Annotated in this window: 19 protein-coding genes; 7 read left to right on the forward strand and 12 right to left on the reverse strand. The window is 67.1% G+C overall.

The window, feature by feature from the left end:
• Nucleotides 1-304: 304 nt before the first annotated feature.
• The 5 genes from MHZ91_RS25810 to MHZ91_RS25830 are packed head-to-tail and all read left to right on the forward strand — an operon-like array spanning nucleotide 305 to nucleotide 6238.
• Nucleotides 305-1336, forward strand: coding sequence for a BMP family protein (locus MHZ91_RS25810; RefSeq protein WP_239216331.1), 1032 nt, complete (start codon nucleotides 305-307; stop codon nucleotides 1334-1336).
• On the forward strand, nucleotides 1333-2862 hold the full coding sequence (locus MHZ91_RS25815; RefSeq protein WP_175185493.1) for an ABC transporter ATP-binding protein: 1530 nt from the start codon (nucleotides 1333-1335) through the stop codon (nucleotides 2860-2862). The genes MHZ91_RS25810 and MHZ91_RS25815 overlap by 4 nt, the downstream gene beginning before the upstream one ends.
• 45 nt (nucleotides 2863-2907) lie before the next feature.
• Entirely contained in the window at nucleotides 2908-3981 is a 1074-nt protein-coding gene (locus MHZ91_RS25820) for an ABC transporter permease (RefSeq protein WP_239216333.1), read from the forward strand.
• Between the two features lie 10 nt (nucleotides 3982-3991).
• A complete protein-coding gene (locus tag MHZ91_RS25825; RefSeq protein ID WP_056565907.1) occupies nucleotides 3992-4942 on the forward strand; it encodes an ABC transporter permease in 951 nt (316 codons plus the stop codon).
• A gap of 15 nt (nucleotides 4943-4957) precedes the next feature.
• Nucleotides 4958-6238, forward strand: a complete 1281-nt coding sequence (locus tag MHZ91_RS25830; RefSeq protein ID WP_239216335.1) for an amidohydrolase family protein — start codon at nucleotides 4958-4960, stop codon at nucleotides 6236-6238.
• Here the strand turns inward: MHZ91_RS25830 and MHZ91_RS25835 are convergent.
• The 9 genes from MHZ91_RS25835 to MHZ91_RS25875 are packed head-to-tail and all read right to left on the reverse strand — an operon-like array spanning nucleotide 6213 to nucleotide 14471.
• Nucleotides 6213-6599, reverse strand: coding sequence for a RidA family protein (locus tag MHZ91_RS25835; RefSeq protein ID WP_175136975.1), 387 nt, complete (start codon nucleotides 6597-6599; stop codon nucleotides 6213-6215). The two genes, MHZ91_RS25830 and MHZ91_RS25835, sit on opposite strands and share 26 nt — an antisense overlap.
• Nucleotides 6596-7759: an FAD-binding oxidoreductase gene (locus MHZ91_RS25840; protein ID WP_175125842.1), complete on the reverse strand. Its 1164-nt coding sequence runs from the start codon at nucleotides 7757-7759 to the stop codon at nucleotides 6596-6598. The genes MHZ91_RS25835 and MHZ91_RS25840 overlap by 4 nt, the downstream gene beginning before the upstream one ends.
• Nucleotides 7760-7771: 12 nt before the next feature.
• Nucleotides 7772-9214 (reverse strand): NAD(P)/FAD-dependent oxidoreductase, encoded by a 1443-nt coding sequence (locus MHZ91_RS25845; RefSeq protein WP_239216337.1) that lies wholly within the window; start codon nucleotides 9212-9214, stop codon nucleotides 7772-7774.
• A complete protein-coding gene (locus tag MHZ91_RS25850; RefSeq protein ID WP_239216339.1) occupies nucleotides 9211-9519 on the reverse strand; it encodes a (2Fe-2S)-binding protein in 309 nt (102 codons plus the stop codon). Before MHZ91_RS25850 ends, MHZ91_RS25845 begins: the two co-directional genes overlap by 4 nt.
• Nucleotides 9503-10660, reverse strand: coding sequence for an FAD-binding oxidoreductase (locus MHZ91_RS25855; RefSeq protein ID WP_239216341.1), 1158 nt, complete (start codon nucleotides 10658-10660; stop codon nucleotides 9503-9505). Before MHZ91_RS25855 ends, MHZ91_RS25850 begins: the two co-directional genes overlap by 17 nt.
• Nucleotides 10660-11460, reverse strand: coding sequence for an ABC transporter permease (locus MHZ91_RS25860; RefSeq protein ID WP_239216343.1), 801 nt, complete (start codon nucleotides 11458-11460; stop codon nucleotides 10660-10662). Before MHZ91_RS25860 ends, MHZ91_RS25855 begins: the two co-directional genes overlap by 1 nt.
• A 1-nt stretch (nucleotide 11461) precedes the next feature.
• Nucleotides 11462-12328, reverse strand: coding sequence for an ABC transporter permease (locus MHZ91_RS25865; protein WP_105236817.1), 867 nt, complete (start codon nucleotides 12326-12328; stop codon nucleotides 11462-11464).
• Nucleotides 12325-13392, reverse strand: a complete 1068-nt coding sequence (locus MHZ91_RS25870) for an ABC transporter ATP-binding protein (RefSeq protein WP_239216345.1) — start codon at nucleotides 13390-13392, stop codon at nucleotides 12325-12327. The genes MHZ91_RS25865 and MHZ91_RS25870 overlap by 4 nt, the downstream gene beginning before the upstream one ends.
• A gap of 47 nt (nucleotides 13393-13439) precedes the next feature.
• On the reverse strand, nucleotides 13440-14471 hold the full coding sequence (locus tag MHZ91_RS25875; RefSeq protein WP_056565933.1) for an ABC transporter substrate-binding protein: 1032 nt from the start codon (nucleotides 14469-14471) through the stop codon (nucleotides 13440-13442).
• Between the two features lie 185 nt (nucleotides 14472-14656).
• Between MHZ91_RS25875 and MHZ91_RS25880 the strand changes: the two genes are divergently transcribed.
• Nucleotides 14657-15460: a GntR family transcriptional regulator gene (locus MHZ91_RS25880; protein ID WP_175125847.1), complete on the forward strand. Its 804-nt coding sequence runs from the start codon at nucleotides 14657-14659 to the stop codon at nucleotides 15458-15460.
• Between the two features lie 13 nt (nucleotides 15461-15473).
• Here the strand turns inward: MHZ91_RS25880 and MHZ91_RS25885 are convergent, their stop codons facing one another.
• Genes MHZ91_RS25885 through MHZ91_RS25895 form a run of 3 tightly spaced genes read right to left on the reverse strand, consistent with a single transcriptional unit; the run spans nucleotide 15474 to nucleotide 20252 of the window.
• Nucleotides 15474-17198: a hydantoinase B/oxoprolinase family protein gene (locus tag MHZ91_RS25885; protein ID WP_239216347.1), complete on the reverse strand. Its 1725-nt coding sequence runs from the start codon at nucleotides 17196-17198 to the stop codon at nucleotides 15474-15476.
• Nucleotides 17185-19248: a hydantoinase/oxoprolinase family protein gene (locus MHZ91_RS25890; RefSeq protein ID WP_239216349.1), complete on the reverse strand. Its 2064-nt coding sequence runs from the start codon at nucleotides 19246-19248 to the stop codon at nucleotides 17185-17187. The genes MHZ91_RS25885 and MHZ91_RS25890 overlap by 14 nt, the downstream gene beginning before the upstream one ends.
• A gap of 23 nt (nucleotides 19249-19271) precedes the next feature.
• A complete protein-coding gene (locus tag MHZ91_RS25895; protein ID WP_239216350.1) occupies nucleotides 19272-20252 on the reverse strand; it encodes a tripartite tricarboxylate transporter substrate binding protein in 981 nt (326 codons plus the stop codon).
• 102 nt (nucleotides 20253-20354) lie between these two features.
• Between MHZ91_RS25895 and MHZ91_RS25900 the strand changes: the two genes are divergently transcribed.
• Nucleotides 20355-21308 (forward strand): LysR family transcriptional regulator, encoded by a 954-nt coding sequence (locus MHZ91_RS25900; RefSeq protein ID WP_255810720.1) that lies wholly within the window; start codon nucleotides 20355-20357, stop codon nucleotides 21306-21308.
• Nucleotides 21309-21482 lie beyond the last annotated feature (174 nt).

The raw sequence follows: 21482 nt of genomic DNA on the forward strand, positions 1-21482 counted from the left end.
CACCACGCACCAAACTGGTGCCACGCTTCCCCGCGAGGGTGCCTATAATCCTGCCCGGCCATCAGGTTTCCCCGCCTCGTCGCGGGAACGCCCCGTGGCATACATATTGCTTCGCCAGGACAGGCTGAGAACTCGACCATTTGGCCGGGTGCGCCGCCTGGCGCTCCCATCCGATGACCGATCCCACGCCCCCGTTCACGCACGATCTGCCCGGCACGACTGCCGGCGGCAGCGGCCTCCGTGCGGCGGGCGGCATCCCCCCATCCCTCCATTTCCTGTCCTTCCCCGCGTAGGAGTCACCTGCATGAAATCCCTTTCCCTTTCGTCCGCCGGCGGCATCGCCCGCCGCGGCCTGCTCAAGCTGGCCTTCGCTGCCGCCGGCGCGCTGCTGTTCTCGGGCGCGGCCCTGGCGCAGGCGCCCGCCAAGATCAAGGTCGCCGCCGTCTACACGGTGCCGGTCGAGCAGCAATGGGTGTCGCGCATCCACATCGCGCTGTCCGCCGCGCGCGACCGCGGCGAGATCGACTACACGTTCTCGGAAAACGTCACCAACGCCGACTACGAGCGCGTGCTGCGCCAGTACGCCGAGCAGGGCAACAAGCTGATCGTGGGCGAAGCCTTCGCGGTTGAAGCCGCGGCCCGCAAGGTCGCCAAGGACTATCCGCAGACCGCCTTCCTGATGGGTTCGTCGGGCAAGCCGCAGCAGCCCAACTTCTCGGTGTTCGACAACTACATCCAGGAACCGGCCTACCTGACCGGCATGATCGCCGGCGGCATGAGCAAGACCGGCAAGATCGGCCTGGTGGGCGGCTACCCCATCCCCGAAGTGAACCGCCTGATGAACGCGTTCATGGAAGGCGTCAAGGAAGTGAACCCGAAGGCCGAGTTCACCGTGACCTTCATCGGCTCGTGGTTCGATCCCCCGAAGGCCAAGGAAGCCGCCTTCGCGATGATCGACAAGGGCGCGGACGTGCTGTACGCCGAGCGCTTTGGCGTGTCGGACGCCGCCAAGGAACGCGGCAAGCTGGCCATCGGCAACGTGATCGACACGCAGCCGCAGTACCCCGAGACGGTGGTGGCCTCGGCGCTGTGGAGCATGATCCCGACCATCGAAGAAGCCCTCAAGCAGGTGAAGGCCGGCGCGTTCAAGGCCGATGACTTCGGCCAGTATTCGCTGATGAAGCACAAGGGCTCGTCGCTCGCGCCGCTGGGCACCTTCGAGCAGAAGATCCCCGCCGACCTGATCGCCAAGGTCCAGGCCAAGGAAAAAGCCATCCTGGACGGCAGCTTCACCGTGAAGGTCAACGACAAAGAACCCAAGTCCTCGGCACGATGAACCAAGCGCCTCTCGCCCTGCAACTGACGGGGATCACCAAACGCTTCGGCAGCCTCACGGCCAACGACGATGTCTCGCTGACGCTCCGCCAGGGCGAAGTGTTGGCTTTGCTGGGCGAGAACGGCGCCGGCAAATCGACCCTGGTGTCGATCCTGTTCGGCCACTATGTGGCCGACGCCGGCAGTATCGAAGTCTTCGGCAAACCCTTGCCCGCGGGCCGGCCCGACGCCGCGCTGGCGGCGGGTGTCGGCATGGTGCATCAGCACTTCACGCTGGCCGACAACCTCACCGTGCTGGACAACATCATGGTGGGCACCGAATCGCTCTGGAAGCTGGCCTCGGGCCGCGGCCAGGCGCGCAAGCGCCTCGTGGAACTCGGCCAGCGCTTCGGCCTGGGCGTGGATCCGGACGCGCGCGTCGGCACGCTGTCAGTCGGTGAAAAGCAGCGCGTCGAGATCCTAAAGGCGCTGTACCGCGGCGCCCGCGTGCTGATTCTGGACGAACCCACCGCGGTCCTCACGCCGCAGGAAGTGCAGGATCTGTTCGCGACGCTGCGCGGCTTTGTCGACGAAGGCCTGGCGGTCATCTTCATTTCGCACAAGCTGGACGAAGTGATGGCCGTGTCGCGCCGCGTGGCGGTGCTGCGGCAGGGCAAGCTGGTGGCGGAACGCGACACCGCGGGCACCAATCCCGCGGAACTGGCCGAACTGATGGTGGGCCGCAAGGTGGTCATGCCGCGCGCCGAGGCCGCGACTGCCGCCGAGCAGGCTGCGCCCGTGGTCACCTTGTCCCAGGTCACCGTGCGCGACAGCCGCGACGGCGCGCCGCGCCTGGACAGCCTGGACCTCGTGGTCCACACGCATGAAATCGTGGCCATCGCCGGCGTGGCCGGCAACGGCCAGCAGGCGCTGGTGTCGGTGCTGACCGGCCTGCGCCAGCCCTCGGACGGCACGATCCGGCTGGGTCCGGAACACGCCGCCGCGCCCACGACGCCCGCCGGCTGGACGGCCGCGCGCGTGGGCCGCATTCCGGAAGACCGCCACGGCGAAGGCATGATCGGCGACAGCCCCTTGTGGGAAAACGCCATCGTCGAAGATCTGAAGGACAAGCGCTTTGCGCGCCACGGCCTGATCCGCGCCCGCGCCGGCAAGGCCTACGCGGCCTCGCTGGCCAAGCAGTTCGACGTGCGCGCCGCCTCGCTGGACGTGCGCACGCGCAGCCTGTCGGGCGGCAACATGCAGAAGCTGATCCTGGGCCGCACGCTGGCGCGCGAGCCGCGCTTTATCGTGGCCGACCAGCCGACGTGGGGCCTGGACATCGGCGCGGTCGCCTACGTGCGCGAGCAGCTGCTGGCCGCCCGCGCGCGCGGCGCCGGCGTGCTGCTGGTGTCCGAGGACCTGGAAGAGATCTTCGCGCTGGCCGACCGCATCGCCGTGCTGTGCGGCGGCAAGCTGGTCGCGATCAAGCCGGTGGCCGAGTGGACGCCCGCCACCGTCGGCCTGGCCATGACGGGAACCCGGGCATGACGGTCTGCACCGTTTCGCCTGGCTTTCTTCACTATTGAGCATCACATGAAACTGATCCTGGAACGCCGCCCCGAGCCCAGCCGCCTTGCGCTGGCGCTGGCGCCGATTGCGGCCATCCTCTTCACGCTGGCGGTCTGCACGCTGCTGGTGGCCTGGGCCGGCGCCCCCGTCGGCCGCACCTACGCGCTGCTGTTCGAAGGCGCATTCGGCACGCGCTTTGCGCTGTCCGAAACCCTGACGCGCGCCACGCCGCTGATGCTGACCGGCCTGGCCTGTGCCGTGGCGTTCCGCGCGCGCTTCTACAACATCGGCGCCGAAGGGCAGCTATATCTGGGCGCGCTGGCGGCGGTGGCCGTGGGCGGCCTGCACGGCGGCACGGGCTTTGACCTGCCGGTGCCGGTGCTGTTCGGCGGCATGATGCTGGCGGCCGCGCTGGCCGGCGCCTTGCTGCTGCTGATTCCGGCCATCATGAAAACCCGCCTTGGTGTCGACGAGGTCGTGACCACGCTGCTCGGCAACTTCATCGTGCTGCTGTTCGTGTCGATGATGCTGGACGGCCCGATGAAGGACCCGATGGCGATGGGCTGGCCGCAGTCGGTGGCGCTGAACGGCGACCTGGAACTGGGCAAGCTCATCGAACGCACACGCGCCCACACGGGCCTCTTGTGGGCCGCGGGCCTGGCGCTGGGCCTGTGGCTGCTGAACCGCTACACGGTCTTCGGCTTTCAGATGCGCGCGGTGGGCGCCAACGCCCACGCCTCGCGCTTTCTGGGCCTGCCGGTGAACCGCGTGATGCTCGGCACCGCCATGCTGTCCGGCGCGCTGGCGGGTCTGGCCGGCGCCATCGAAGTGGCGGGCCGCACCAGCTACGTCACGCTGGATATGTCACCCGGCTACGGCTACACGGGTGTCGTCGTCGCCATGCTGGCCGGCCTGCATCCGCTGGGCGTGATCCTGGCCAGCATCTTCGTGGCCGGCATGCTGGTGGGCGCCGACAGCATGAGCCGCGCCATCGCCGTGCCCAACTACATCGCCGACGTCATCGTCGCCACCTCGTTGCTCGCCATGCTGGTCGCGACGCTATTCGCGCAGTACCGCCTGCGCCGCAACAAGGCTTGAGGAGCACGCCATGGAATGGATGGATCTGATGAGTTCCTCGGCCTTCTGGGTGGCCGTGCTGCGCCTGGCCACGCCGCTGATACTGGGCACGCTGGGCGTGCTGCTGTGCGAACGCGCCGGCGTGCTGAACCTGGGCATCGAAGGCATCATGGTGGCCGGCGCCTTCACCGGCTGGCTGGTCGTCTACCTGGGCGCGCCGCTGTACGTGGGCGTGCTGGCGGCCGCGCTGGCCGGCGCCGTGTTCGGCCTGCTGCACGCCGTGCTGACGGTGCCGCTGGGCCTGTCGCAGCACGTGTCGGGCCTGGGGGTGACGCTGCTGGCCACCAGCGTGAGTTATTTCGCGTACCGGGTCACGTTCCCCAGCGTGTCCACGCCGCCGACCATCACGCCGTTTGCCGAAATGAAGTTCCTGGACGGCATTCCGCTGATCGGCCCCGTGCTGGCCGGGCAGACGCCGATGACGCTGATCGCGCTGGCCGCGGTGCCGATTCTTGCGTGGGTGCTGAATCGCACGCCGGTAGGCCTGGCCGTGCGCATGGTGGGCGAGAACCCCGCCGCCGCCGAAGGCCAGGGTCTGTCCGTGACGCGCCTGCGTATCGGCGCTATCGTGGCCGGATCGGCGCTGATGGGCGTGGCCGGCAGCTTCCTGACGCTGGCCGCGTTCAACGCGTTCTTCTTCAACATGGTCAACGGCCGCGGCTGGGTCTGCGTGGCGCTGGTGGTGTTTGCGTCGTGGCGGCCGGGCAAGGCGCTGCTGGGCGCGCTGATCTTCGCCTTCTTCGATGCGCTGCAGTTGCGCCTGCAGCAGGGCGGCGCGGCGCTGCCGGGCCTGCCCGAACTGCCGTATCAGGTGTACCTGATGCTGCCCTATATCCTGTCCATCCTGGCCCTGGTGTTCATGGCGCGCCGCGCCGCCTACCCGCAGGCCCTGATGAAGCCCTACCGCAAGGGCGAACGCTAAACCGCTGAGAACAACATGCTCGATCTGATCATCAAGAACTGCACGCTGCCCGACGGCCGCACGAACATCGACATCGGCGTGGCCGACGGCCGCATCACCGCGCTGGAACCGGCGCTGAAGGCCGAAGCCGCGCAGACCGTGGACGCCGCCGGCCAGCTGGTGACCTCGCCCTTTGTCGACGCGCACTTCCACATGGATTCCACGCTGTCCTTCGGACTGCCGCGCGTGAACCAGTCGGGCACGCTGCTCGAGGGCATCGCGCTGTGGGGCGAACTGAAACCGCTCCTGACGCAGGAAGCGCTGGTGGAACGCGCACTGGCCTATTGCGACTGGGCCGTGGCGCGCGGGCTGCTGGCGATCCGCTCGCACGTGGACGTCTGTGATCCGCGCCTCCTGGCGACCGAAGCGCTGCTGCACGTGCGCGAGAAGGTCAAACCCTACCTGGACCTGCAACTCGTTGCCTTCCCGCAGGACGGCGTGCTGCGCGCGCCCGGCGCGCTGGACAACCTGAAGCGCGCGCTGGACATGGGCGTGGACGTGGTGGGCGGCATTCCGCACTTTGAACGCACCATGCAGGACGGCGCCGAATCCGTGCGCATCCTGTGTGAACTGGCGGCCGAACGCGGCCTGCGCGTGGACATGCACTGCGACGAAAGCGACGATCCGCTGTCACGCCACATCGAGACGCTGGCGTACCACACGCAGCGGCTTGGCCTGCACGGCCGCGTGACGGGTTCGCACCTGACGTCCATGCACTCGATGGACAACTACTACGTGTCCAAGCTGATCCCGCTGATTCGCGAGGCAGGCGTCTCCGCGATTGCCAATCCGCTCATCAACATCACGCTTCAGGGCCGCCACGACACGTACCCCAAGCGCCGCGGCATGACGCGCGTGCCGGAACTGATGGCGGCGGGCGTGCCGGTCGCCTTCGGCCACGACTGCGTGATGGACCCGTGGTACAGCCTGGGTTCCGGCGACATGCTGGAAGTTGCGCACATGGGCCTGCACGTCGGCCAGATGACGGGACAGGACGCCATGTGCGCCTGTTTCGAAGCGGTCACCACCACGCCTGCCAGGATTCTTGGCCTGGACGAGACGGGCCTGGAAGTCGGCAAGCGCGCCGACCTGGTGCTGCTGCAGGCGCGCGACGCCGTGGAGGCCTTGCGCCTGCGCGCCACGCGCCTGATGGTGCTGCGCGCCGGCAAGGTGGTGGCGACCACGCCGCCGGCCACCGCCACGCTGAACCTGCCGGGCCGTCCCGGCGAAGTCAGCTTTCAGACGTCGGCCCGCTGACATACGCCGGCCGCGCAGCGGCCGTCACGATGATCTCCACCAGCAGATCAGGCGAGGCCAGCTTGGCCTCGCACGTGGCGCGGGTGGGCATTGCCTTCGGCAGCGCCCATTCCGCCCACACCGCATTCATGCCGGCAAAGTCGCGCTCGATGTCCTTGAGCCAGATCTGTACCGTCAACAGGCGCGACTTGTCCGTGCCCGCCTGCTTCAGATAGCCGTCGATCTTGGCCAGCACGTCGCGCGTCTGCGCGGCGATGCCGCCTTCCGCATTCGAGGTCACGCCCGCCACATACACGGTGTCGCCGTGAATCACGATGCGGGACAGGCGCTCGTTCGTTTCCTTGCGCACGATATCGTTCATTGGTGTTGCTCCTTGGTGGATGAACCGGATGCCAGGCCGGCATCCGAGAAACGTTCGATCCGGAATGGGGTGATCGGCAGGTCCGTCGCGCCGGTCGTGATCAGGTCGGCCATGATGCGGCCGACGATGGGCCCGAGCTCAAAGCCGTGCGCTGAAAACCCGAACGCGTGAAAGGCCGTCTCGTGCCGGCTGCTGCGGCCGATCACGGGAATCTCGTCGGGCATGGCCGCTTCGATTCCCGCCCAGCCCCGGTTCACGATCGCATCGCGCATGTGCGGAAACAGGTCGACCACCGTGCGCGCGCCTTCGGCCAGCGAGCGGAAATCCAGCTCGGTCCATTCGGCGTCGCGGTCCACCCACGCACGCCGGCCGCCGCCGATCAGAACGGTGCCGTTGGTGCGCTGCTTGAACGACAGCGCGCGGCCTGTGCCCAGCACCACGGGATCCAGAAAGTGGTCCATGCGCAGCGTGACAAGCATCATGGGACTGATAGGCAATAGCGGCACCGGCTCGCCCCATTGCGCGGCGATCCGGTCGGCCCACGCGCCCGCACAGTTCAGCACCTGCGGCGCGGTGTACACGCCGGCGTCCGTCTCCACACGCCATTGGCCGTCGTGCCGCGCCACGCTCTGCACGCGCACGCCTTCGAGAAACTGCGCGCCAAGACTAGCGGCCTTCATGCGAAAGGCAAGGGTGGTGCGGTAGGGATCGGCCGCCGCGTCCTCGCGCGCGATCAGGCCGCCTTGCACCGTCGGCGCAATCGCAGGAATCAGGTCCAGCAGGTCCTCGCGCGTTATCCACTGTTCGTGGGTGTAGCCGTGGTCCGTCATGGTCTTGAGCCGCGCGCGCAGCGTCTCGGCATCCGCCTCGTTCTCGGCCACACGCACCTGCCCGTGCTGCTCGAAGCCGCAGTCGTCGTCCACCAGCTCGCCGATGCGATACCAAAGCTCGCGCGAGGCCAGCGCCAGCGGCACCTCGGCCAGATGGCGCGACAGCGTGCGCACACCGCCCGCGTTGACGCCGGAGGCATGGCGCCCCACATAGTTCTTCTCGATGACCAGCGCGCGCACGCCGGCGCGCGCCAGATGCAGCGCGGCCGAGCTGCCGTGCAGCCCGCCGCCGATGATGATGACTTCAGCCGCCCGCGTTTGAACGGTCATGGCGTCCACCCGTCATTTCTTCAGGCGGACGACGGCCTGACGCGAATCGTCGGTCTGCGGCAAGGAGGCCAGTTCGCCCAGCGTGAGCGGCTTGGTCGGGAAACGCAGCCGGTAGTAGCCCACTTCCTCGGTCGGCACGCCGCGTTCCTCGGCAATGATCTCGGCCACCGTCAGGCCGCAAAAGCGGCCCTGGCACGGCCCCATGCCACAGCGCAGGAAGGCCTTCATCTGGTTCGGCCCGCTGCAGCCGAGCTTGACGGTCTCGCGCACCTGCGCGGCGGTGACTTCCTCGCAGCGGCACACGATGGTGTCGCCGGTGGGGCGCCGGAACGCTTCAGGGGCCTTGTAGAGCGTGTCGAAGAACTCGCGGCCCCGCACGGCCCGCGCCAGCGCCTCGCGCGGCACGGCGGCCTCGCTGTCGCGCTTGCGCGCGTCGATGCGGCCCAGCAGATGCGCGGCCTGCAACGCGGCCAGCCGGCCACGGTGCTCGGCCGCCACCGCGCCCGCGATGCCCGCGCCGTCGCCAGCCATGCCGATGCCGTCCACCGCCGTTGTGCCCCACTCGTCGACCTCCGGCTCCCAACAGTCCAGCGCGTCGTTCCAGCGATGCGCCACGCCCACGGCGCGCGACAGGTTCACGTTGGGCACCACGCCCTGATGCAGCATCAGCTGATCGGCGGGCAGCGTCTTGGTGACGCCGCCGGCCGTGTAGCGCACGCTTTGCAGCTTGCCGTCGCCCAGCGCTTCCAGCGCGGTCACGCCCTTGACGATGGGCACGGCGGCCTTGACCGCGCGCAGCAGCTTCAGCCCCTTGCCCAGGTACGGCGAGCGCAGAAATCCCCAGACCTTGGGCAGCGCCTGGCCCAGGCGGCCGGGCGGCGTGGTTTCCAGCAGCGCGTCCACCTTCACGCCTGCATTCAGGTATTGCCAGGCCACCAGGTACAGCAGCGGTCCGCAACCGGCCAGCACAGTGCGATCGGACGGCACCACCCCAGAAGACTTCAAGAGGATCTGCGCGGCGCCCGCCGTGATGACGCCCGGCAGCGTCCAGCCCGGAATCGGAAACGGCCGCTCCTGCGCGCCGGTGGCCAGCAGCAGGCGGCGCGCGTGCACGATGCGCGCTTCGCCCGCGACCGAATACGCCACCTCGAAGCCTTCCGCTGATTCGGGCGCGGTGCGCTGGGCCACGGCCCACACCGTCGCGCCCGGCACGTAGCGCGCGCCGGACTGCTGAAACGGCGGCACCAGCGTGGCGCCGTGCCAGTAGTCTTCGCCCAGGATGCCGCGATCGGTGACCGGCGTGGTGGTGATGGCGCGGTAGATCTGGCCGCCCGGCGCGGGCTGCTCGTCCAGCAGCACGGTGTTCACGCCCAGGTTCGCGGCCAGCGTTGCGGCGGCGAGACCTGCCGGGCCTGCGCCCACCACCAGCAAATCGCATTGCGTCGTGTCGATCATGCCTGCACCTTGCGCGCACCCAACTGGCGCTCGATCTTCATTCCATCCCGCACGGGCGTCATGCAGCCCTGCTGGTTCGCTTGCCCATCGATGGTGACCAGGCAGTCGTAGCAGACGCCCATCATGCAGTACGGCCCGCGCGGCACCTCGTTGACCGCCGTATCGCGACAGGCCTGCACGCCACCCGCAAACAAGGCGGCAGCGACGCTGTCGCCCTGACGGCACAGCATCTCGGCCCCATTCACCGTTACCCGCACCGGCGCGCCCTGCGCCTGCCGCTGCGCCTCGTCAAGCCGCTTGAACATGAAACCTCCGGGTCGAGAAGGGCGCCATGTCGTCGGCCAGGCTGCCGGCGGCGATCATGGGCGCCAGATTGAGCGCGTGTGCGGCGGCAAGCGTCACGCCGCTGTGACAGGTGGCGACGAACGCCCCCGGACACGTTTCGGATTGCTGATAGATCGGAAAGCCGTCCTTGGACATGACGCGCAGCGCCGCCCAGCTGCGCACCACGCGCACATCGCGCAGCGCGGGCAACGTGCGCACCGCGCGGTCGGCCAGCGTGCCGAGGATCGGCAGGCCCACCAGGTTGTCCACATAGCCGGCCTCTTCCTGCGAATCGCCGATCAGCCAGGTGCCTTCATCGGTCTGGCGCAGCGTGGACAAGGGGGTTTCCAGCATGCGGCGTGTGCGCTCCAGCACGACGATCTGGCCGCGCTGCGGACGCACCGGCACGTCCAGTCCCACCTGTTCGCCCAGCTGCTTGTTGGACAGCCCCGAGGCCAGCACCACCTTGTGCGCGCGCACCGTGCCGCTGGGGGTCGCGATATCGAACACGCCGTCACGCAGCCGGATACTCTGCGCCGGCCGCTGCGGCAGGTAATCCACAACCCGCTGTGCAAAACTCATGTGCAACGCGCGCAGGAGCTTCAGCGGATTCGCAATGCCGTCCACCGGCGTCCACGTCGCGCCGCGCACTTCCGGGCCGATGCCCGGCACCAGATCCGCGACTTCGGCGCGGTCCAGCATCTTCCAGTCGTACTGCGCCATGCCCGGCTGCGCGAGCAGCGTGGTCATGAAGCGCGTGCGCGCCTCGACCTCTTCGTCGCTCAAGAGCGCATGCAGGCCGCCGCGCTGCTCCAGATGCACGTCGACCCCGGTCTCTTCCTGCAGCAGGGCAGCAAGTTGCGGCCAACCCTTGGCCGAGGTCATGGTCCACGCGCCGTAGCGCGGCAGCCCCATCCCCTTGCTCTGCACCCACACCAGCCCGAAGTTCCCGCGCGAGGCCCGGTAGGCCACGTCACCCTCGTCCAGCACGGCCACGTGGTCCAGTTCGCGCCGCAGCCCGTAGGCCACGGCCGACCCGACCAACCCGCCCCCGATCACCACCGCATCGTAGATGCCGCGGTGCACGGGCGCGCGCGGCGCCAGTTCTTTCTCGTCCGTCATCAGCGTCCCTTTCCTACAAACAGCTTCTCCAGACCGACGGCGCGGTCCAGGATGAATATGGCAATGATGGTTACGTAGATCAGCACCGCCGACACCGCTGTGACCAGCGGGTCGATGGTGTCTTCGATATGCAGGAAGATGCGCACCGGCAAGGTTGTCGTCGACGGCGAGGCGATGAAGATCGACATCGTCAGCTCATCGAAGCTGGTGATGAACGCGATCACCCAGCCGCTCACCACGCCCGGCAACAGCAGCGGCAGCACCACGCGCCGGAAGGCCGTCCAGTTGGACGCGCCCAGCGATTGCGCCGCCCGCTCCAGCGCCGGGTCGATGCCCGCCGCCGACGCCAGCACCAGCCGCAGCGCGTACGGCATGACCAGGATCACGTGCGCCACCACCAGGCCGAAATACGTGCCGGCCAGGTCCACGGTCGTGAAGAACTTCAGGAACGCCAGGCCCAGCACGACGTGCGGAATCATCAGCGGCGACAGAAAGAACGCCACCAGTGCCTCGCGACCGGGGAAGCGGTTGCGCGCGATGGCCAGCGCGCTGGGCACGGCCAGTGCAATGGCAAGCGTGGCCGACAGCGTGCCCAGGCTCAGGCTGAACCAGAACGCATCCACAAAGCGCGGGTTGTCCAGGATGGCGCGGAACCAGCGCAGCGACAGCCCGCCGGACGGCAGCGAGATGAAGCCTTCGGACGTGAACGCCACCGCGCACACCATGACGATGGGCGCCAGGATGAAGAGAATGAACAGCGTGTGGAAGACGAGGCCGATGGGGCCGTTGCGAAATTGCATGTCAGCCTCCGGCCTGGTTGAACACCGCGCCGTAGCGGCGCTCGATGATGCGGTTGGCGGACAGCAGCACCACCACGGTCGCCACCAGCAGCACCACGGCCAGCGCCGCGCCCAGCGGCCAATTCAGCGTGTTCAGGAATTCGTCGTACGCGGCGGTGGCCACGTTCTTTAAGCGGCGTCCGCCGATGATCGCGGGCGTGGCAAAGGAGCTGGCTGCCATCGCGAACACCATGATCGCGCCGGACAGAATGCCGGGCATCACCTGCGGCACGATCACGCGCCGGATCACGGTGAACTGGCTGGCGCCCAGCGACAGCGCGGCGGCCTCGGTGGCCGGGTTGATCCGCTGCAAGGACGCCCACACCGAGATCACCATGAAGGGCACCAGCACGTGCGTGAGCGCAATGCCCACGCCCAGGTTGCTGTACATGAGGTCGATGGGCGTTGAGATCAGCCCGATGCCCATCAACGCCTTGTTGATCAGACCGGTCGAGCCGAACAGCAGCGCCCAGCCCAGCGTGCGGACCACCACCGAGATCAGCAGCGGCCCCAGCACCACCATCAGGAACAGGCCCTTCCACGGATTGGCCATGCGCGACAGCACGTAGGCTTCGGCCGTGCCCAGCACTAGGCACGCGACCGTCACGGCCGCGGCAACGCCGAACGTGCGCGCGTAGATCTCGTAGTAGTAGCCGTCCGAGAAGATTTCGATGTAGTTCTTCCAGGTAAAGGTGGCCTGCATGCCGCCATAAAACTGGAAGTCGAAGAAGCTGATCAGGAACACCAGCGCCATCGGCACCACGAGGAACGTGGCGTACACCACCAGCGCCGGCGCGCTGAGCACCCACGGATTGGTGCGCGCGGTCATGACGCTTTACCTTGCGGCGCAGCGGCCGGATCGACGGTGCACATGTCCTGCGCGCGCCAGCGCAGATGCACGGGCTCGCCTTCGGCCGGCACCGGCACCCCGTCGTTCTGACGGATCACCATGACTTCGCCAACCGACGTTTCCACCTGGCACAGCCAGTGATTGCCCTGAAACACGCGCGTCTTCATGCGGCCGGGCAATGCACAGGCCGCGGGTTCGGAAAACAGGATCTTTTCGGGGCGCACGATCACGGCGCCTTGCGGCACGGGCGCGCCTTCCAGACCGATATGCGCCTCGCCGATGCGGGCGCGCATCTCGCCTTCGTACTGCTCGGCCTGCGGGGTGAAGACGTTGGCCTTGCCCAGAAAGCCGCCGACGAAATGGCTGGCGGGGCCTTCGTATGCGGCGAACGGTTCGGCCACCTGTTCGACGCGTCCCTGGTTCATCACAACGATGCGGTCCGACAGCGCCAGCGCCTCGGACTGGTCGTGCGTGACGAGGATGGTGGTGGTGCCGACGGTGCGCTGGATGCTGCGCAGTTCAAGCTGCATTTCTTCGCGCAGCTTGGCGTCCAGGTTGGAGAGCGGTTCGTCCAGCAGCAGCACGCTGGGACGGATGACCAGCGCGCGTGCCAGCGCGACGCGCTGCTGCTGGCCGCCCGACATCTGCGCCGGATGCCGGTCGGCCAGATGCGCCAGGCCCACGAGCTTGAGCGCGTCGGCCACGCGGGCCAGCCGCTCCTCTTTCTTGACGCGTTGCATCTCCAGGCCGAACGACACGTTCTCGGCCGCGGTCATGTGCGGAAAGAGCGCGTAGTTCTGGAACACCATGCCCAGCCCGCGCTTGTTGGCCGGGACCTTGCTGACGTCCTTGCCGTTCAGCACGATGCTGCCGCCGGACGGCTCGACAAAGCCCGCGATCATCTGCAGCGTGGTGGTCTTGCCGCAGCCGGACGGGCCAAGCAACGAGATGAACTCGCCTTGCTTCACGGACAGGCTCAGGTTTTCAACGGCAGTGGTGTCGCCGTAGCGCTTGCTCAGGCGGTCCAGCACGAGATAGGTCATGAAAGCTCCCGGTGGGCGGCGCCAGCGCCGCCCTTAAGCACACGCAGTCAGCGCTCGATTTCCCGCGTCCAGCGCTTGTTCCAGTCGTCCCGGTTCTGGTTGACGGTGTCCCAGTCGATCACGATGAGATCGGCGGCGCGCTTGCCGATGGGCAGCGGCACGCGGGGATCGTCAGCCACCTTGGCTTTCTTGTTAACCGGCCCATAGCCGTAAGCCGAGGCGAGCTTCTCCTGAACCTCAGGCGACACCAGGTATTCCACGAACGCCTGCGCCTTCGGATTGGCGTTGGACTTGGCGATCGGACACACGGACGAGAGCAGTGCGTAAGCGCCTTCCTGCGGGTAGACGAAGCCGACGGGGAAGCCGGTGTCGGCAAACGCCTTGACGCGGCCGCTGCCCCAGACCGCGATGGTGGCCTGGCCGCTGGAGAAGAGTTCGGTCATCTTGCCGGGCGAGGGCTCATAGACCAGCACGTTGGGACCCACTTCGTTCTTGAACGTGGTGAAACCAGGGTCGATCTTCTTTTCGCCGCCGCCGCCTTCGCGCGCATATTCCACCAGCGTGTGCAGGCCGTAGGTGTTGTTGAGCGGCGGGATGACGAGTTGCTTCTTGTACTTGGGATCCTTCAGGTCCTTCCACGACGTGGGCGGCGCCCATTTCTTCTCGTCGAAGACCTTCTTGTTGTACATGATGCCGGTGGCGACGATGCCGATGGCAACCGCCTTGTCGTCCTTGTAGCGCGCCGTGGTGTAGATGTCGTCGGCGGGCAGGTTCTTGATGGGTTCGCAAAAGCCCAGCGCAATGGCCTGGTACATGGGACCGTCGTCGATGATGGCGACGTCGATCTGCTGGTTGCTCTTCTGCGCCTGCAGGCGCGCAACGGTGTTGGTGGAGTTGCCGGCGACGTAATCCAGCTCGACACCGTGCTGTTTGGCGAAGGGCGGAAAGATGTCCTTGCGCATGATGTCTTCGAACGAGCCGCCGTAGCCGGCGACCACCAGTTTCTGCTGCGCCTGTGCGTTTGCGCCCAGCCCGGCTGCTACCGCCGCGGCCGCGAGCACTGCAAGTACCTTGCTCATGAGAACCCCCGAATTTTGGAAGAGAACTGCAAGAACCGACTGATTTGTTGCCCGGCGACTTCATGTCCGCCGTACAATTTGTCCGTACATGAATGTCCGGACAAATAATGGATCCGGCAAGACTGCCTTGTCAATCGGTTATTGTCCGGACAAACCCTATAAAACCAATCAAGGAGGCTCCCCTCATGACCCGATCTTCCGAGCGCGCTGCCAGTTCCGGCGGGGAGCGGGAAGCGCGCGGCCGGCCTGGCGCGGCGCTCCCGGCCGACGTGGCGGGCGGACCGCGCTACAAGAGCATTTATCAATCGCTGTCGCAGGACATCAGCTCGGGGCGCTACCCCGTGATGACGCTGCTGCCGACGGAACACGAGCTGTGCGAACAGTTCGGCGCCAGCCGTCACACGATCCGCGAAGCCATCCGCATGCTGACCGTTGCCGGCGTGGTGTCGCGCCGTCCGGGCGTGGGCACGCGCGTGGAAACGGCGCGCGCCACCACGCGTTTCACGCAGCGCATCTCGCAGTTCCCCGACCTGCTGCAGTACGCCCGCAACGCGGCGCTGCTGGTGCAGGACGTGCGCACCGTCAAGCTCACCAAGCGGCTGGCTGAAACGCTGGGCTGCGAGGCCGGCCAGCAGTGGCTGCACATCAACTCCATCAAGACTCTGGACGATCCCGACGTCGCCGCCGCCTGCACGCTCATTTACGCGGACCCGGCGCATTCCGACGTGCGAGTGGACGTGAAGTCGCGGATCTCGCTGCTGCGCCTGATCGAGGACCACTTTGGCGACCGCATCACCGAGGTCAACCAGGAGTTCTCCGCCACGCCCATCGGCGCGGCGATCGCAAAGCAACTCCAGGTCGACACGGGCACACCGGGCTTCGTCATCACGCGCCGCTACTACGGCGATGGCGGCGTGCTGCTGCTTGCCACCATAACCACGTTTCCGCACGACAAGATGAAGTACTCGATGACGCTCAACGTCAGTTGATGCGCAGCGCGGCTCACGCGGACAAGCCATAGTCCGCGCGCGCCGCGTCGGCGCTGATCTTGCCGTCCGCCAGATCCTGCGCCACGCGCGCCCGCGGCCGCGCCGAAGGCGCGCCATAGCCACCGCCGCCAGGCGTTTCGATGCGCACGCTCTCACCGGCTTCGAGCGCAATGTTCGCGGTCTTGGAGAACAGCTCCTCTTGTTGCGGCGTGCCGAAATTGCGGATCAGCCGCGCGCGTCGTCCGTCGCGTCCGCCGTCCACGCCCGCCGCCACGCCGACGGTGTGGCTGTCCGAGCGGGCCGAGAACACGATGCCCGGTCCCACGGCGCGGATCTGCTTGGCGATGGCCATGCCGCCGCGCGTGCGGCCCGCACCGCCCGAGTCCTGGATCATCGCGTACTCGTCCATCAGCAGCGGATACTCGTTCTCCAGCGCTTCGACGGGTAGATTCGACGTGTTGGTCATGTGCACGTGCACCGCGTCCATGCCGTCCGCATCGAAGCGCGCGCCCGCGCCGCCGCCCAGCGTTTCCAGATACACGAAATGGCCCGCGCGCTCGCGCCAGCGGCCCGAGAACACGATGGCGGGGCAGCAGTCGTTACTGGACGCCATGGTCTTTTCGGGCGGCAGCAGGCCGCGGAACGCGCCGAAGATGGCGCCGGCCACCTTCTGTGCGGTGATGGACCGCGCACCCACCGCGGCCGGGTGTTCGGGATTGGTAATGGTGCCCACCGGCGCCGACAACGTGATGGGGTCGAACAACCCCGCATTGGGTGCGAGGTCCGGATCCAGCAGCGCTTTGACCGCGTAGTACACGCAGGCGCGCAACGCGTTGAAGGGCAGGTTCATGGCGCCGCGCGCCTGTTTGCCCGACCCTTCGAAGTCGAAGTGCAGGTTGTCCGCGCTGACCGTCAGCGTCACCTGGATGGGGACCGGGTCACCGCCCATGCCGTCGTCGTCCAGATCGCTGCGGAACGTATAGCTGCCGGCGCGCAATTCCGCGATGCGGTTCAAGAGGCGTTTGCGCGTGTACGCGATGACGTCGTCCACCGACCGCAGCACCGCCTCCAGTCCCATCTGGCGGATCAAGCCCTGCACGGCGGCCGCGCCTCGGCGGTTGGTGGCCATCTGCACGCGCAGGTCGAGCACGCGCTCTTCCGGGTCGCGAGTGTTGGCGCAGATGAGGCGCAGCAGGTCTTCGTCGGTCTCGCCCGCGCGGGCGATGCGGCAGGCGGGGATGCGGATTCCTTCCTCGAAGATCGATTTCAGGCCCCCGGCGATCGAGCCGGGCACCGCACCGCCCACGTCGGAATGGTGCGCGATGTTGGCCGCGAAGAAGCGCAACACGCCGTCCCAAAACACCGGCGTGATGATGTTGATGTCGGGCAGGTGGCTGCCGTCCGCCAGATACGGGTCATTGCAGATATACACATCGCCGTCGCGGATCTGGTCAGCCGGGAACGTGCGCAGGATGGCGCGCATGGCGCCGTCCAGCGAGCCCAGGTGCAGCGGAATCTGCGTGCCCTGCGCGACCAGCCGTCCGGCAGCGTCGAACAGCGCCACCGAGCAATCCTTACGCTCTTTGATGTTGGTCGAGAACGATGCGCGCACCAGCGTGTTGTTCATGTCCTCGGTGATGGACAGCAGGCGGTTGCAGAAGACCTCCATGCCGATGGGATCCGCCAGCGTGGGCGTGGCGTCCGCGGCGCGGGATTGAACGGAATCAGGCTTGGTCATGCGAGCCTCCTTGCAGGCGGATGATCAGGTTGCCGTACTCATCGACGCTGGCCTCGTGGCCCACGCCCACCACCGTGGTCGAGCTCATTTCCTCGAGCAGCGCGGGTCCCGTGAAGCGCGCGCCGGTCGGCACGCGGTCACGGTCATAGACGGGCGTTTCACGCCAGCCATGCGCCGGACCGAAGTAAGCCTTGCGCTGGCCCCGCGCCGCGTCCTCCAACGTGCCGCCCACGTGTCTTGGCGCAAGCGGCGCCTTCACCACCTGTCCCACGGCCTGCATGCGGCAGTTGATGATCTGCACCTTGCGGTCGTCGACGGTGTAGCCGTACTCCCGCTCATGCGCCTCGGCGAAGCGGCGCGCGAATTCCGCATAGCCGCCCGCACCGGTGTCGTCCAGGCTGACCTGCACTTCAAAGTTTTGGCCCTCGTAGCGCGCGTCGATGGCGCTGTGGCACACGCGCAGCGACGGATCGACGCGTTCGGATGCCAGCCAGTCCTGGGCCTGCGTGCGCAGACCGTCGAAGATCGTGGAGATCGCGGGCCAGCTGTCCGCATCGGCCAGCGAGATCTCGCTTTGCACGAAGTCGAAAGAGATATCCGTGAGCAGGATGCCGCGCGCGCACATCGTGCCCGGCTCCTGCGGCACGATGACGACGGGGATGCCGCATTCCTCGGCCACTTCCACCGCATGCAGTGGGCCTGCGCCACCGTACGCATACAACGCGAAGCGCGAGAGGTCGTAGCCGCGTTCGGTGGACACCGCACGGATCGCACGGCTCATGTTGGCCGCCGCAATGCGCAGGATGCCCTCGGCGGCCGCCTCCATGTCCAGCCCCAGCGGTTCGGCGACGCGGCTGCGGATGACCTCGCGCGCGGCATCTGCGTACACCGGCATGCGGCCGTTCAGAAGCGCGGCGGGATTGAGCCGTTGCAGCGCGATTTCGGCGTCCGTGATGGTCGGCTCCTGGCCGCCGCGGCCGTAGCCCACGGGACCGGGCACCGCGCCCGCGCTATGCGGCCCGACCTTCAGCGCGCCAGCGTCGTCCAGCCAGGCGATGCTGCCGCCGCCCGCGCCGATGACGTGGATGTCGACCATGGGTGTCTTGACCGGATACCCGGCGACGTGGCGGTGCGACGTGAAGAGCGGACGGCCCTCGCATACCAGCGAGACGTCCGTGCTGGTGCCGCCCACGTCGAACGTCACCAGGTTCAGGCTGCCGATGGCGCGTCCCACGGCGGCTGCGCCGACGACGCCCGCCGCCGGACCCGACAGGCAGGTGCGGACCGGATATTGGCGCACGGTGGCGATCGACATCAGGCCGCCGTTGGAATGAATGGTGTGCGGCTCATGGCCGATGTCCAGTTCCCGCACGCGGTTCAGGAAGCGTTCCAGATAGCGCGCCATCTTGGGCCCGACCGCGGCGTTGAGCACGGTGGTGGACAGGCGCTCGTATTCGCGGAACTCGGGCAGCACGTCGGATGACTGGCTGATGTAGGCGTCGGGCATTTCTTCCAGCACGATCTGCGCCGCGCGGCGCTCATGCGCAGGGTTGCGGTAGGCGTGCAGGAAGCAGATCGTGACGGCCTCGATGCCGGCCTTGGCAAAACGGCGCGCGGCATCGCGCACTTGCGCCTCGTCCAGCGCCGTCAGCACGTCGCCCGCTGCGTTCACCCGCTCGTCGACTTCGGCGCGGAACTCACGCGGCACCGCCACGGGCGGTTTGCCGACGCTGTAGTCGTACAGGTGCGGACGCGTCTGGCGGCCGATCTCCAGCACATCGCGAAAGCCGCGCGTGGTGATGAGCCCGACGCGCGCGCCCTTGCGTTCGATGATGAGGTTGGTGGCCACCGTGGTGCCGTGGCCCACGTGCGAGACCTGCGATGGCGCGACCCCGTGATCCGCGAGCATCTGGCCGATGCCCGTGGCGATGGCCTCGGAGGGATCGTGCGGCGTGGAAGGCACTTTGTGAAAGTGCACCACGCCGGCGTCCTCGTCGATCATCGTGAAATCGGTAAACGTGCCTCCGACGTCTATCCCTATGCGATACATATCGATTGTTCCAATAAAGAAGGTCAGTCCAGACGAATGCCGGCCTTCTTCACGACCTGGCACCACTTGTTGATTTCGTCCTTGATCATTGCGCCGAACGCCGGTCCTGCGACGTCCGACACCTGCGCGCCCTGTTGCTCGAGATAGGTCTTCATTGCGGGCGCGTGCAGGGTCTGCACAAGGCCGTCGGTGAGCTTGGTGCGCAGCGGTTCGGGCATGTTGGCGGGCACCAGCATGCCGAACCACACCATGGCCTCGTAGCCGGGGTAGCCGGATTCGGCGACGGTGGGCACGTCGGGCAACATGGGCGAGCGCTGCGGCGATGTGACGGCCAGGGCCTTGATCTTGCCGTCCTTGATGTAGGGGTATGAGGTCATGACGACGTCCATCATCATGTTGACCTGCCCGCCGACCAGATCGATGAGCGCGGGACCGGAGCCGCGGTAGGGCACGTGCACCATCGATACGCCGGCGGTGGACTTGAAGAGTTCGGCGGCCAGGTGGTTGGAGGTGCCTTGGCCGTTGGAGGCGAAGGAATACTTTTCGGGCTCTTTCTTCAGGAGGGCGACGAACTCCTGCAGGTTGGCGGCGGGCACCGACTGATTGACCGACATGACGTTGGGGATGGTGGCGACGACCGTCAGGGGGGTGAAGTCTTTGATGGCGTCGTAGGGCAGCTTGGAATAGACGCAGGGCGCGCTGCCGTGCGTGCTGACCGATCCCATGAGGATGGTGTAGCCATCGGCGGGTTGGCGCGCGACGAATTCGGTGCCGACGGTGCCGCCTGCGCCGGGGCGGTTTTCAACGATGACGTTGGCGTTCAGGCGCTGGCCGAGGCCTTCGGCGATCTTGCGCGCGACCAGATCGGTGGATCCGCCGGCCGCGAACGGCACGACGATGCGGATGACCTTGTCCGGCCAGGCGGCGCTGGCGGACCCGGCGGCCGCAAAGAGCACGATACCGGCGGCAATGCGACAGCAACTGCGTAGTAGCCCTGTTTTCATGGCTTGGTTTCCCCTTGTTGATAGAACTTCGTGATGGCCGGATCATGCGTGTCCGACCTTGGTTCGCTGCAACAACGAGGTCATGCTAGGCCTGGCGTGGAAATGACAGCAGTCCTACAGGTTTATATTTGTATAGATGCCATTTATGGACGCGCGGCGATGAAGAACCCGGACCTGAATCTGCTTGTGCATTTCGATGCGCTGATGGCGTGCCGCAATGTGTCGCGCGCGGCGGAGGCGATGAACATCAGCCAGCCGGCGATGAGCGCGGCGATGAACCGGCTTCGTCAGTTGTTCGGCGATCCGCTGCTGGTGCGCGAGGGCGGGGCGTGGCAGCCGACGTTGCGGGCGTTGGAGCTGCACCAGAATTTCAAGCCGCTGCTGGAGGGCTGGCATCGGGCGACGCGCACGCGGGAGGCGTTCGATCCGGCGCATTCGTCGCGCACGTTGTCGCTGTATGCGACGGACTATGTGCAGTACACGTTGCTGCCGAAGCTGATTCCACGGTTGGCGGTGGATGCGCCGCATTTCCAGTTGCAGATCGTGCCTGCGCGGCCGCAGCATGGACTGAGCATGCTGGATACGAATCATGTGGAGCTGATCGCGGGGTATTTCCCTGATCCTGCGCCGGATCTGCGTACGCGTTTTCTGTATCAGGAGCCGGCGGTTTGCATCGTGCGTGAGGGACATCCTTGTTTGCGTAAGCGGTGGAATCTGGATGCCTACCTGAGCTATGGGCATCTGGATCTGGCGGCGCATACGCGGTATTTCAGTACTGCGATTGATCGCATCTTGATGGGGCAGAACCGGAGCCGCAAGATTGTGGCTACGTTGTCCAGTTATCTGGTTTGTCCGTTCATCGTTGAAGCGTCGGATTTGATTGCGACGATGCCGGTGAGCGTTGCGAAGGCGATGGCGGGAAGTGCGCGGATCGTGTCGCAGAAGGTGCCGTTGACGTTGCCGCCGATTGCGGTGTCGTTGTATTGGCATGAGAGGTATCAGGATGATCCTGCGCATGCTTGGTTGAGGCAGTATTTGGCGGGGGTGGTGGGGTAGGGGGTTCTTTGGGGCTGCTTGGTTGGGGCTCTTGTTTGGGCTGCTTGTTTGGGTCCTTAAGGCGCACGGCGCGGCGGGGGGGGGGGGGGGGGGGGGGGGGGGGGGGGGGGGGGGGGGGGGGGGGGGGGGGGGGGGGGCGGGGGGGGGGGGGGGGGGGGGCGGGGGGGGCGCGCT

Origin of the sequence: Achromobacter sp. ACRQX (genome assembly GCF_022346505.1) — a bacterium.
Lineage (GTDB): Bacteria > Pseudomonadota > Gammaproteobacteria > Burkholderiales > Burkholderiaceae_B > Achromobacter > Achromobacter animicus.

Bases quoted from the DNA above. Each gene is read 5' to 3' on its own strand.
- MHZ91_RS25855 (WP_239216341.1), bottom strand. From the start codon at position 10,660: ATGACGGACGAGAAAGAACTGGCGCCGCGCGCGCCCGTGCACCGCGGC.
- MHZ91_RS25810 (WP_239216331.1), top strand. From the start codon at position 305: ATGAAATCCCTTTCCCTTTCGTCCGCCGGCGGCATCGCCCGCCGCGGC.
- MHZ91_RS25835 (WP_175136975.1), bottom strand. From the start codon at position 6,599: ATGAACGATATCGTGCGCAAGGAAACGAACGAGCGCCTGTCCCGCATC.
- MHZ91_RS25845 (WP_239216337.1), bottom strand. From the start codon at position 9,214: ATGATCGACACGACGCAATGCGATTTGCTGGTGGTGGGCGCAGGCCCG.
- MHZ91_RS25825 (WP_056565907.1), top strand. From the start codon at position 3,992: ATGGAATGGATGGATCTGATGAGTTCCTCGGCCTTCTGGGTGGCCGTG.
- MHZ91_RS25900 (WP_255810720.1), top strand. From the start codon at position 20,355: ATGACAGCAGTCCTACAGGTTTATATTTGTATAGATGCCATTTATGGA.
- MHZ91_RS25880 (WP_175125847.1), top strand. From the start codon at position 14,657: ATGACCCGATCTTCCGAGCGCGCTGCCAGTTCCGGCGGGGAGCGGGAA.
- MHZ91_RS25860 (WP_239216343.1), bottom strand. From the start codon at position 11,460: ATGCAATTTCGCAACGGCCCCATCGGCCTCGTCTTCCACACGCTGTTC.
- MHZ91_RS25815 (WP_175185493.1), top strand. From the start codon at position 1,333: ATGAACCAAGCGCCTCTCGCCCTGCAACTGACGGGGATCACCAAACGC.
- MHZ91_RS25820 (WP_239216333.1), top strand. From the start codon at position 2,908: ATGAAACTGATCCTGGAACGCCGCCCCGAGCCCAGCCGCCTTGCGCTG.
- MHZ91_RS25865 (WP_105236817.1), bottom strand. From the start codon at position 12,328: ATGACCGCGCGCACCAATCCGTGGGTGCTCAGCGCGCCGGCGCTGGTG.
- MHZ91_RS25890 (WP_239216349.1), bottom strand. From the start codon at position 19,248: ATGTATCGCATAGGGATAGACGTCGGAGGCACGTTTACCGATTTCACG.
- MHZ91_RS25830 (WP_239216335.1), top strand. From the start codon at position 4,958: ATGCTCGATCTGATCATCAAGAACTGCACGCTGCCCGACGGCCGCACG.
- MHZ91_RS25840 (WP_175125842.1), bottom strand. From the start codon at position 7,759: ATGACCGTTCAAACGCGGGCGGCTGAAGTCATCATCATCGGCGGCGGG.
- MHZ91_RS25870 (WP_239216345.1), bottom strand. From the start codon at position 13,392: ATGACCTATCTCGTGCTGGACCGCCTGAGCAAGCGCTACGGCGACACC.
- MHZ91_RS25895 (WP_239216350.1), bottom strand. From the start codon at position 20,252: ATGAAAACAGGGCTACTACGCAGTTGCTGTCGCATTGCCGCCGGTATC.
- MHZ91_RS25850 (WP_239216339.1), bottom strand. From the start codon at position 9,519: ATGTTCAAGCGGCTTGACGAGGCGCAGCGGCAGGCGCAGGGCGCGCCG.
- MHZ91_RS25885 (WP_239216347.1), bottom strand. From the start codon at position 17,198: ATGACCAAGCCTGATTCCGTTCAATCCCGCGCCGCGGACGCCACGCCC.
- MHZ91_RS25875 (WP_056565933.1), bottom strand. From the start codon at position 14,471: ATGAGCAAGGTACTTGCAGTGCTCGCGGCCGCGGCGGTAGCAGCCGGG.